The organism is Parabacteroides sp. AF17-28 (assembly GCF_003479205.1).
Lineage (GTDB): Bacteria > Bacteroidota > Bacteroidia > Bacteroidales > Tannerellaceae > Parabacteroides > Parabacteroides acidifaciens.
On the sequence record NZ_QUGV01000052.1, the window covers coordinates 4956 to 5211 of the forward strand.

Below are 256 nucleotides of genomic sequence, written 5' to 3' on the forward strand. Positions count from 1 at the left end.
GAGTGTTAATAGTAACAACTAAAACAATTAATTATGGACAAATTTATCAATCCCTTCTCGGATTACGGCTGGAAGAAAATTTTCGGCAGTGAAGTAAGCAAAGATCTTATCATCAGCTTTTTAAACGAAGTCATTCAACAGGAAGTAATAGTCGATATCACATTCCGGAATGTCGAGATGCTCGGTTTGAAGCAGGATCAGCAACGTGCCGTTTTCGATATCTTTTGCGAAAACGAAAAAGGAGAAGTCTTCATTT

General features: G+C 37.1%; 1 protein-coding gene. It reads left to right on the top strand.

What is annotated here, in order from left to right; all coding sequences use genetic code 11:
• Positions 1-33: 33 nt before the first annotated feature.
• Positions 34-256, top strand: a 223-nt coding sequence (locus DWW90_RS20220; protein ID WP_199662228.1) for a PD-(D/E)XK nuclease family transposase, incomplete at its 3' end; no start/stop codon positions are given.